The sequence below is a fragment of the Streptomyces sp. NPDC088400 genome (assembly GCF_044753355.1).
Taxonomy (GTDB): domain Bacteria; phylum Actinomycetota; class Actinomycetes; order Streptomycetales; family Streptomycetaceae; genus Streptomyces.
In genome coordinates this window covers 529,485-539,827 of record NZ_JBIVMZ010000003.1, presented here as the reverse complement: position 1 = coordinate 539,827, position 10,343 = coordinate 529,485, and the positions used below count along the sequence as shown (strand labels likewise).

9 protein-coding genes are annotated in these 10,343 nt (G+C 72.5%); all 9 read left to right on the top strand.

The genetic code is table 11. The features are described from left to right. The first annotated feature begins 2 nt into the window (after nt 1-2). Genes ACIQD6_RS09930 through ACIQD6_RS09890 form a run of 9 tightly spaced genes read left to right on the top strand, consistent with a single transcriptional unit; the run spans nt 3 to nt 10,336 of the window. The gene (locus ACIQD6_RS09930; protein WP_401880287.1) at nt 3-1,034 is read left to right on the top strand and encodes a MupA/Atu3671 family FMN-dependent luciferase-like monooxygenase; all 1,032 of its coding nucleotides are present in this window, start codon (nt 3-5) and stop codon (nt 1,032-1,034) included. Next, a complete protein-coding gene (locus ACIQD6_RS09925) occupies nt 1,031-2,542 on the top strand; it encodes a condensation domain-containing protein (protein WP_401880286.1) in 1,512 nt (503 codons plus the stop codon). Before ACIQD6_RS09930 ends, ACIQD6_RS09925 begins: the two co-directional genes overlap by 4 nt. Further along, nucleotides 2,539-3,516 (top strand): acyl carrier protein, encoded by a 978-nt coding sequence (locus ACIQD6_RS09920; protein ID WP_401880285.1) that lies wholly within the window; start codon nt 2,539-2,541, stop codon nt 3,514-3,516. The genes ACIQD6_RS09925 and ACIQD6_RS09920 overlap by 4 nt, the downstream gene beginning before the upstream one ends. After that, nucleotides 3,513-4,103 carry a flavin reductase family protein gene (locus ACIQD6_RS09915; RefSeq protein ID WP_401880784.1) on the top strand — a complete coding sequence of 197 codons (591 nt, stop codon included), beginning with the start codon at nt 3,513-3,515 and terminating at the stop codon, nt 4,101-4,103. Before ACIQD6_RS09920 ends, ACIQD6_RS09915 begins: the two co-directional genes overlap by 4 nt. After that, the gene (locus tag ACIQD6_RS09910) at nt 4,100-5,017 is read left to right on the top strand and encodes an acyl carrier protein (RefSeq protein WP_401880284.1); all 918 of its coding nucleotides are present in this window, start codon (nt 4,100-4,102) and stop codon (nt 5,015-5,017) included. Before ACIQD6_RS09915 ends, ACIQD6_RS09910 begins: the two co-directional genes overlap by 4 nt. Before the next feature lie 6 nt (nt 5,018-5,023). Next, complete coding sequence (locus ACIQD6_RS09905; protein WP_401880283.1) at nt 5,024-5,422, top strand: phosphopantetheine-binding protein; 399 nt, start codon at nt 5,024-5,026, stop codon at nt 5,420-5,422. Beyond that, on the top strand, nt 5,419-6,852 hold the full coding sequence (locus ACIQD6_RS09900) for an MFS transporter (protein ID WP_401880282.1): 1,434 nt from the start codon (nt 5,419-5,421) through the stop codon (nt 6,850-6,852). Before ACIQD6_RS09905 ends, ACIQD6_RS09900 begins: the two co-directional genes overlap by 4 nt. Continuing rightward, nucleotides 6,849-10,019, top strand: a complete 3,171-nt coding sequence (locus tag ACIQD6_RS09895; RefSeq protein ID WP_401880281.1) for an amino acid adenylation domain-containing protein — start codon at nt 6,849-6,851, stop codon at nt 10,017-10,019. The genes ACIQD6_RS09900 and ACIQD6_RS09895 overlap by 4 nt, the downstream gene beginning before the upstream one ends. Next, nucleotides 10,016-10,336: a hypothetical protein gene (locus ACIQD6_RS09890; protein WP_401880280.1), complete on the top strand. Its 321-nt coding sequence runs from the start codon at nt 10,016-10,018 to the stop codon at nt 10,334-10,336. The genes ACIQD6_RS09895 and ACIQD6_RS09890 overlap by 4 nt, the downstream gene beginning before the upstream one ends. The last annotated feature ends 7 nt before the right edge of the window (nt 10,337-10,343 follow it).

Here is a 10,343-nt window from a genome sequence, read left to right as displayed (position 1 = left end):
CCGTGGACTTCAGCCTGATCTTCTTCTCCGGCGACGAGAAGAACAAGTACCGGTTCGTGCTCGACGCGGCCCGCTACGCGGACGAGAACGGCTTCACCGCGATCTGGACCCCGGAACGGCACTTCCACCGTTTCGGCGGTCTCTACCCCAACCCCTCGGTGCTGGGCGCCGGTCTGGCGATGGCCACCCAGCGCCTGCAGATCCGGGCGGGCAGCGTCATCCTGCCGCTGCACAGCCCGATCCGGGTGGCCGAGGAATGGGCGGTGGTCGACAACCTCTCCCGGGGCCGCGCCGGCATCGCGCTCGCCACCGGCTTCAGCCCGCTGGACTTCGCCATCAAACCGGACGGCTGGCAGGACCGCAGGCAGCGCACCTTCGAGGCGGTCACCACCATCCGCGAGCTGTGGGAAGGCGCTCCGGTCTATGTCCAGGACGGCCTGGGCAACCATGTCGAGGTGGAGCTGCACCCGCAGCCCGTACAGCCCGAACTCCCGATCTGGCTCACCTGTACCAAGAGCCCCGAGACCTTCGAGACGGCGGGGCGGCTCGGCTGTAATGTGCTGACCGCGCTCATCGACATGACCAACGAGGAACTGGGCGAGAAGCTCGCCCTCTACTACAAGACCCTTGAGGAATACGGGCACGACCCCGAGAGCACCACGGTCACGCTGATGCTGCACACCTTCATCGGCACGGATCTGGAGGAGGTACGGGAGACCGTCCAGGCCCCCTTCAGCGACTACTTGCGGTCTTTCTTCACCGTCATCGACTCGCAGAAGAAGAACCTCGCGCCGGGCGCCGGGGTGCGGGACATCTCGGCCGGCGACCAGGACGAGCTGATCAAGTTCGCCTTCGACAAGTACTTCGAGAAGGGGGCACTGCTCGGCACCCCGGACTCCTGCGTGAAGGTCGTCGACCGGTTCAAGGGCATGGGGGTCGACGAGATCGCCTGTCTGATCGACTTCGGCGTCGACGAAGACCTCGTCGTGCAGAGTCTCAGCCACCTCAACGAACTCCGGAGGCGCTACGCGTGACCGCCGACCTCGTGGCCCGCCTCGCCGCTCTCACTCCCGAGCAGCGGGCCCTGATACGTGAACGCATTCCGCAAGTGCCCGGCCAACAGCATGACTTGACGTCTCATCAATTGACGTCTGGTCAACTACGGCTGTGGGAGACACGCCGTTGGGTGGCCGAGCGTCCGGTGGACGTGGTCTGCCAGGTGGTCCGCCTCACCGGCGCTCCCGTCGACCTCGACCTGCTCGCCGAGCGGGTGCTCGGTTTCGTACAGGCGCATGAGGCGCTGCGGACGACCTTCGAGAGCGACGGAGACGGGACCGGGGACGAGACCAGCGAGGCTGGGGACGGGACCGGCGCGACTGGGGACGGGACCGGAGACGGGACTGTGGCCGGTGTCCGCCCGGTGGTGCATCCGCAGTTGCCGCCCCGGTTGGTTCGCACCCGCTGCGTGGGGGCCGACGAGGCGCACGCCCTCGCTCGCGAACTGGCGGCCGAACCGTTCGATCTGGCGAACGGCCCGCTCCTGCGGGTCGGGCTCGCGGAGGGGGCGGCGGCCGGGGGAGCGCCGGCGGGCGGTACGGCCGACGAGGCGTGGCTGCTGGTCGTAGTGCATAACCTCGTCTTCGACGCCTGGTCCTTCGAGTTGCTGCTGGACGAACTGGCCCGGCCCGCGGACACCGGGCCGGCCGCCGCGCCCGCCTTCAGCGGCTTCGCGCACGAACAGCGGCGTTGGCTGGAGAGCACGGCGGGCCGGGCGGCTGCCGCGTACTGGAAGTCCGAGGTCGCCGACGCACCGCCGCCACTGCCCACCGACCGGCCGCGCGGCTCCGGTACCGGCCGGATGGGCGCCCGGGTGGACTTCACACTGTCCCGCGAGGTCGCCGACGGGATCGCCGCCGCGGCCAAGCGCGAGGCGACCACCGCGTACACCGGATGGCTGGCCGTCGCCTGGGCCGCGCTCGCCGAGTACGGAGGCCGCGACGACGTGCTGCTCGGTACGTTCACGGCGGGCCGGGACCGGCCCGGCACCACGGATGTCGTGGGCTATCTCCTCAATGTGCTGCCGGTGCGGCTGCGCGACGCGGGCGACGGTTCGCACGCCGCGCGTACCCGGGCGGCCCGCACGGCGACCAGGGCCGGGCTCGCCCACGCCTCCTACCCCGGCGAGCTGATCTCCGAGCGGCGCCGGGTGCCGGGCACCCATCCACTGCTGGACGCCGTCTTCGTCTTCGACAACCTGGGGGAGGGCGGCCGGGAGATCCAGGGCGCCCGCGCGGTCACCGACGACCTGGACAAGGGCACCGCGCGCTACGACCTGACGCTGGCCGTGTACCCGGGCCCGGACGGTGCCCAGGGCTGGCTGGAGTACGACACCGAGCTGTACGACGAGCCCACCGTGCGGCGGATCGCCGAGCGGTTCACCGCGCTCGCCGGGGAGGCCGCCCAACCTGGGGTACCCGGGGAACCTGGGGTACCCGGGCAGGCTGCGGAAGCCGGGAAGGCCGCGGAAGGGGGACACGGATGATCACCGCGCGGCTCTGCGCCCCGGCCTACGAGCTGGGCGAGTACACCGACCCCGTGGCCGAACTGCCGGAACTCCTCGCCGATCCGGCGATCGCCGCCGAACTGACCTCCCCGGCGGCCGGGTTCGACACCTACCGCTGGTCGGACGCGCCCGTCGTGGAGCTGATGGCCGTCGCCGTCCAGCGCACCCTGGGCGACGCGGGAGTCACGGGCGACGAGGTCGACCTGGTCCTGCTCGCCACCGACTCGCTGCCGCGCGACCGCTCGGTACACCGCGATGTCGCCGAACTCCTCACCGAGGCGGGGCTGACCCGGGCCACGGCGAGCACGCTCGGCCTGATGGACTGCGCCACCGCCATGGCGGCCGTGGGCACCGCGGCCTCCCTCGTCAGGGACGGCAGCGCACGCCATGTCCTGGTGGTCTCCGGCGATCTCGCCGACCATGCCACCGGCGGCGAGCGCGTCGTCGCGGGCGGCGCGGCCATCGCCAGCGACGCGGCCGCCGCCGCGCTGGTGTCGGCCACCGCGGCCGGCCTGCCGGTGCTGGGCATGGCCCACCACACCTCGTCCGGGATCGGCAACGGAGGAGGCGCGAGGCGGGAGTTGGCCTCGCGGGTCGCCGCGCACCGCGAGCTGTTCGCCCGCCTCGCGGCGCACCACCCGTTCCGGTCCGAGGACGTACACGCCGTACTGCCCAGCAACTTCGCCCGCAACGTGCTGGAGATCTATCTCTCCGACGTCGGCTACGGCGGCGACAGGCTCGCACTGGGCAATGTGGGGCGGATCGCGCACTGCCTGGGCAGTGATCCGCTGATCAACCTCGCCGACCGGCTCGCCGAGGCCAAGTCCGCCGGTACGTCGACTGCCGACGCCGCCGACGGCCATCTGGTGCTGCTCGGCGCGGGGATCTCCCATCTCGCGGCCGTACTGCTGGGCGCGAGGGCCCTGCCCGAAGTGCCGGAGGGAGCCTTCTGAGCGCCGGAACCGCGGCCGGAACCGCGGCCCAGGCCACCGCCGGTCCGGTCGCGGCCGGTCCGGTCGCGGCCGGTCCGGTCACCGCCGACGCGCTCCGCGCCGTCGCCCGCTGCCTGCCCACCGGGGTCACCATCGTCACCAGCGGACGGGGCGAGGAGGTGCACGGCATGACCGTGAACTCCTTCGGCACCCTGTCGCTCGCCCCGCCCCTGGTGTCCTTCTCCTTGGGCGCGGGCGCCCGTATCAGAGCGCTGATCGAGCGGTACGGCGGCTTCGTGGTCAACGTACTGGCGGCCGAACAGGCCTCGCTGGCAAAGAAGTTCGCCGACCCCGACCGCCCGGTGGGACCCGAAGGATTCGCCGGGGTGGAGACCGGCCGGCAATCCCCGCACGGCGGCCTGCGACTGCCCGGTTCGCTGGCCCACTTCACCTGTGACTCCGCCCGGTTCCTCGCGGTGGGCGACCATGTGATCGTGGTCGGCTCGGTGCGGGACTGCGAGACGCTGCGCCAGGCGCCGCCCCTGGTCTTCGAGGGCGGAACGTTCCGTACGACCGGGGAGCCGGCGCCGACGGAGGGGGTGGGATGAGCACCGCCTACCTGAACGGCTGCGGCGCCGCCCTGGGAGCCCGGCGGCTGAAGGTGGCCGAACTACCCGAGTACACACAGGAACCGCCCCGCCCCGGGGCCTCCTTCGACGAGTACCGTCTCGCCGAAGGCGACATCCTGGACCTGCTGCGCCCCGCCATGGAAGCCGCGCTGGACGCCGCCGGTACCGACCCGGCGGCGGTCGACACCGTGCTGTTCGCCACCGAGTCGCTGCCCAGGGGCGAGGCGTCCCAGGCCGCCGTCGCGAGGCTGCTCGATGACCTGGGAATGCGTGGCGCCTACCCGATGACACTCGGCTTCGCCGATTGCTCCACCGCCACCACCGCCCTCAACACGGCTGCCGCGATGGTGAGTTCGGGAGCGGCCGAGGTCGTGACGGTGGTCTCGGGTGACCTGGTGAGTACGGCGCAGCCGGGCAGCCGGGTCATCCTCGGCGGTTCGGCGATCGCGAGCGACGGAGCCGCCGCGGCCGTCGTGTCCGCGGAGCCGGGCGGGTGGGAGATCCTCGGCGGCGCCCGCCGGGTCTCGTACGACCTCTTCGCCCCCGGCCCCGCCGGTCGGCAGCTCAAGGCGCAACTCGGCCTGTATCAAGGCTTGTTCGGGGATCTGTGGTCGGCGACCGGACTGACGCCGCCCGAGGTCGCGGCGGTGCTGCCCAGCAATCTCGCGGCCGACACCCTGCGGGTCTTCCTGGGCGAGGCCGGCTTCGCGCCCTCTCAGCTGTACCAGGACAACGTGGGGCGCGTCGCGCACTGCCTGGGCAGCGATCCGCTGATCAATCTCATCGACCGTACGGAGTCCGCGACCACGCGGTCGGCGTACCCAGTCGTCGTCCTGCTGGGATCAAGTGCGGCGCATCTCGCCGCTGTTCTGTTACGTGCCGTGGAGGGCTGAGCCATCATGTCGTCGGTCGACGAGAGAGTCGCCTCAATCTGGCGGGAGATCCTGGACCTGGACCTGGACCTGGACCTGGAACTGGCGCCGGGTGCGGACCCGGGTGCGGTCCCGGACCCGGGTGCGGTCCCGGACCCGAGCGGGGCCTCGGACCTGAGTGGGGCCTCGGATCAGAGCGCGGGCCCGGGGGCCGGTGGCGCACTCGGCGCCGAGGACGACTTCTTCGCGCTGGGCGGTACGTCCATGCAGGCCATGGCCCTGGTGCAGCGGTTGCGCGAGGAGTTCGGGGTCTCGGTGGGGCTCGGCGCACTGCTGGACGACGCCAGGCTGGGCGCCGTGAGCGCCGCGGTCACCGCCGCCGGCGGCGGCCCGGCCGCAGGACCCGGGGGAGCCGGCCGGTCGTGAGCATCCAGTCCGTGGCCGCCCTGCGCAAGCTGCCACCGCGTACGCGAGCGGTGATGGGCGCCAACCTGATCAGCGCGGTGGGCACCGGCCTGGTGCAGCCGTTCCTCGTCCTGTACCTGACCCAGGTACGCGGGCTGTCCGTGGGCACCGCCACCGCCATCATCTCGGTGATCGCGGCGGCGGCCCTGGTCGGCGGCCCGTTGGCGGGGCGGCTCGCCGACGGTTTCGGCGTACGCGGTACGGCCGCCGCGGCCATGACGAGCGCCGCCGTGGGCACGGCCGGATTCGCCCTGGTGACCGAGGTGTGGGGCGCCGTCCTGGCGGGGCTGGCCTACGGGCTGGCGCACGGCGCGATGGTCTCCGTATGGAACATCGTCATCGCCGAGAGAACCGAGGGCGAGACCCGCTCCACGGCCTTCGGACTGCAGTTCGTCGCGCTCAACGCCGGGGTCGGACTCGGCGGTGTGCTGGGAGGGATCTTCGCCTCGACCGCGGACCCCGGCCGCTTCCAACTGCTCTACGTCTGTGACGGGTTGTCCTTCCTGGTGGCCGGGGCGGTACTCGTCCTGGCGATCGGCCGGCAGCGGGATCCGGTCGCGGCGGGCAAGGGCAGCGCCCGCGCTCCCACCACCGGCCCCGCTTCCGCCACCGTCCCCGCCACCGGCCAACGTGGCTACGGAGTGGTCCTGCGCGACCGGGGCCTGTTCAAGGTCCTCGTCCTCACCGTCGCGCTCATGGTGGTCGGGTACGGGCAGCTGGAGTCCAGCATCCCGGGGCTGGTCGCGGTACGGGGCATGGACGCCCGGATCATGGCGTGGGCGTTCGTGGCCAACACATGCTGCATCGTGCTGATCCAGTTCGCCGCGATCACCCGGATCTCCCGGGGCCGGCCCGCCGTGCTCCTCGCTGTCACGGCGGCCACCTGGGCCGGCTGCTGGCTGTTGCTCCTGCTGGCGACGGTGAGTGAGCGTACGGCGGTCGAAGCCTCCCTGGTGATCGGCGCGTTGGCGGTCTTCGCCGTCGGCGAGGCGCTGCTCGCCGTAGCGCTGCCCACGCTGGTCAACAACCTGGCGCACGACGCGGTACGCGGCCGGTACAACGGCGCCTACTCCGCCGCCATGTCCGCCGGCCTGGTCCTGGGCCCGCTGCTGGGCGGCCGGCTGCTCGCCGGCGGCCACACCTGGCCGCTGGCGGTGGTTCTGGGCCTGGGCGCTCTGGCCTGTATCCCCGGTGCGCTGCTGTTGGGCCGTCAGTTGCCGCAAGCGCGAAGGGTGGTGCGGGTGTCGGGGGACGCGTACGACGCCGGGAACGCAGAAGCATCCGGCGCCGGGAACGTAGAAGCATCCCGCGCCGGGAACGAAGAAGCATCGGAAGAACCGCTAGAGGTACACGACCAGCCGGGGCGGCTGGAGTCCGGAGGGGTGCGATGACGGATGGGTACGACCCGGAAGACGGCCGGGGTGTCATTCATGAGATCTTCCGGCGACGGGCGGCGGAGCGCCCGGACGCCATCGCGCTGATCCACCGGGACACCGCCGTGGACTACCGGACACTGGACCGCGCCTCGGACGCCTTCGCCGCCGCGCTGGCCCGGTCCGGTGTGCGCGCGGGTGACATCGTGCCGGTGCTGATGCCGAGGTCACCGCGGTTCGTGGCGACCCTGCTCGCGGTGCTCAAACTGGGCGCCGCCTACGCGGCGATGGACCCGCGCTGGCCCCGCCCCCGGGCGGCGGAGCTCGCGGAGCTGACCGACGCATCCCTGATCGCCGCCGTCCCGGAGCACGCGGAAGGCTGGTCACGCCCGGTGTGGGTGCCCGAGGACGACCTCACGCGGGCGGCGGCCGTCGCGGCGCCCGCCGTCGGCCCCGACGCCCCGCGCGTCCGGGAGACGGACACCTGCTGTGTCTTCTTCACCTCGGGCAGCACCGGCCGCCCCAAGGGGGTGCTGTCCCCACACGCCGGTACGGTACGGCTGTTCAGCCCGGCCCGCTTCGTCGGTATCGGCCCCGGCACGGTCATGCCGCAGGCCGCCCCGCTGCCGTGGGACGCCGCGTCGCTGGAACTGTGGTCGGTGCTGCTGGGCGGCGGCACCAGCGTGCTGATCGACGAGCCCTACCTGACCGCGGACGCCCTGCGCACGCTGGTCCGTGAAGCGGGGGTGAACACCCTCTGGCTCACCGCCTCGGTCTTCAACCTGTTGGTGGAGGAGGACCTGGGCTGCTTCGACGGCGTACGGCAACTGATGGCCGGAGGCGAACGGCTGTCCCCCGCGCACGTCCGCCGATTCGTCCGCGCGTACCCCGGAACCACCCTGGTGAACGGCTACGGACCCGTCGAGAGCACGGTCTTCACCACAACACACCGGATCACGTCCGCCGACCTCACGGACGACGGGGAGATCCCCCTGGGCCGCCCCGTGCCCCGTACCGAGGTGTTCGTCCTGGACAGGGAGTCGCGGCCGTGCCCGCCGGGCGTGACCGGCGAGATCTGTGTCGCGGGCGCCGGCCTGGCCAACGGCTATCTGGCGAATCCCGAGCAGACCGCGAGGAGCTTCACGGAGATCGAACTCGATGGTCCGCGCCGGATATACCGGACCGGCGACCTCGGTCACCTCTCCGCCGACGGGGTGCTGCACTACGCGGGCCGCGACGACCGTCAGGTCAAGGTGCGCGGACACCGTATCGAGCCGGGCGAGGTCGAGGCCCGGGTGGCCGAGCTGCCGGGAATCCGCCGATGCGCCGTCATCCCCCTGATGGAGGACGGCGGTTGCGTCGGGCTGGCCGCCGCGTACACCGTCATGGACGGGGAGACGGTGAGCGAGCGGACCGTGCGCGATGCGCTGGCGAAGCGGCTGCCGGACTACCTGGTGCCCAGGGTGCTCGCCGCCGTCGACGCGTTCCCGCTGACCGGCAACGGCAAGCTGGACACCGGTGCCCTGCTGGAACTGGTGACGCGACGGACCACCGGCGCGCGGCACCGGGCGGGGCGCGGCACCGGGCACAGCAAAGGTCACAGCACCGGGCCCGGCGGCAGCGGACCCGGCGGTACCCGGCCCGATGATGACGGCTCGGTGCTGAGCGAAGTGGCGCGCGCCTTCGCCGAGACCCTGCGTACGGATGACGCGGTTCCGTACGACACCTCCCTGTTCGAACTGGGCGGCGACTCGCTGGACGGCGCCCGTCTGTGCGTACGGATCGGCGCGCGCACCGGAGTCCCCGTCCCGGCCTCCGTGTTCATCGCGGGCCCGACCGTGCGGAAGCTGGCGCACTGGATCGAGAGCAGGACAGAAGCGGACAGAGCCCGCGCCGCCGAGGCCCTGCCCGCGTCCGGCGAGCCGCTGCCGCTGCTGCCCACCCAGAGCGGATTCCTGTACGCACACCAGCTCGACCCCGCCGACACCTCGGCCCACTGCGAGCTGGTCTGGCGCGTGACCGGAGACTTCGTCCCGGAGGCCTTCCGGGCCGCGACGCAGGACGTGCACCGCAGGCACCAGTCGCTGCACGCCCGTTACGTCTTCGACCGGCGTCCCGTCGCGCTGCTGGACGTACCGCATGCTCCCGTGGACGTACGGGAACTGGACCCGGCGGCCGACCGGGACGCGGGACTGACGGCGCTCCGCCACGCGCTCGGACAGCCGCTGGACATCGGGGCGGGCGCCACCTGGCGGTGTGTCATCGCGCCGTTGGCGTCGGGCGACGAGTGGCTGCTGGGCATCGTCGCCCACCACATCGCCTTCGACGGCGACTCGGTACGGCCGCTGGCCGAGGACCTCTCCGCCGCCTACGCAGCCCGCCTCCGGGGGCGGCCGACGGACGCCGGGCCCCCCGCGCCGCTGGCGGCCGTCCTCGCGGCCTGTCGCGCGCAGGTCGACGAGACCGGGCTGGAGAAGCACCGCGCGTTCTGGTCCGAGGAGCTGACCGGCGTACCCCCGCTCACCATGCCGGGCCCGGACGGCGACGGCACGGCGTCCTCGCCCGCCTTCCGGATCTCCGCGGCGGACTGGGCCGCGCTGGAGACCCGCGCCCACCGCTGGGGCAGCACCCGCTTCGCGGTGACGCTGGCGGCCTACGCGGAAGCGCTGGCCGTGGTGACCGGCGACCGGGATCTGGCCGTCGGCGCACCGATCGCCAAGCGGTACCACCCCGACACCGCCGACGCCGTCGGCTGCCTCATCGACGTCGTCTGTTTCCGTACGCGCCCGGCCGGCGACGGTACGACGGATTCCCTGCCCGCGCTCCTGGACGGCGTGCACGCGGCGCTGGCCGCCCAGGACGTACCGTTCGAGGACGTCGTACGGCTCGCGGCCGATCCCGCACGCGACCGCTCCCGACACCCGCTCTTCCAGACGCTGTTCGCTCTGCAGAGCGTCCCACCGAGGCACCTCGTGCTCGAAGGCTGCACGGCCGACTTCGTACGACCGCCGACGGCGCACGCCCTGCACGAACTGGAGGCGGAGATATGGCCGGAGACCGACGGCGGCGCGGAGGTCGTTCTCGGGTACCGGCCGCAGAGCACCTCCGCCTCGTTCGTGGCGGAGGTCGCCACGGCCTACCGCCGGTTGCTGCGCGACCTGGCCGCCGGGGCGGAGCTGACATGAGCGAACGCCCGGCGCAGGCGCGGCGGGACGCCGCCCATCAGGACGTGGAACAACACCGCGAACGTCTGCGGGAGCTGGACAGCGACATCATCCGGCTGATCGGGCTGCGTCTGCGCGAGGACCGGCGCCTGCAGCGCGCCCGCCGCGCGGCCGGGCGCGCGAGTACGGACCTGGCGCGGGAGAACGCCGTACTGCGCGACTACCTGGACGCCCTGGGACCGTCCGGCGCCCAGCTGGCCCTGCTCCTGATCGGTATGGCCAGGGGCTCGGATCCGGCCTCCGGCCTTCCGGACGAGCATCCGTCGCACGAACTCTGACATTTCT

Excerpts from the sequence above, each read along its gene's own strand:
- ACIQD6_RS09890 (WP_401880280.1), top strand. The coding sequence starts at position 10,016 with ATGAGCGAACGCCCGGCGCAGGCGCGGCGGGACGCCGCCCATCAGGAC.
- ACIQD6_RS09920 (WP_401880285.1), top strand. The coding sequence starts at position 2,539 with ATGATCACCGCGCGGCTCTGCGCCCCGGCCTACGAGCTGGGCGAGTAC.
- ACIQD6_RS09895 (WP_401880281.1), top strand. The coding sequence starts at position 6,849 with ATGACGGATGGGTACGACCCGGAAGACGGCCGGGGTGTCATTCATGAG.
- ACIQD6_RS09910 (WP_401880284.1), top strand. The coding sequence starts at position 4,100 with ATGAGCACCGCCTACCTGAACGGCTGCGGCGCCGCCCTGGGAGCCCGG.
- ACIQD6_RS09905 (WP_401880283.1), top strand. The coding sequence starts at position 5,024 with ATGTCGTCGGTCGACGAGAGAGTCGCCTCAATCTGGCGGGAGATCCTG.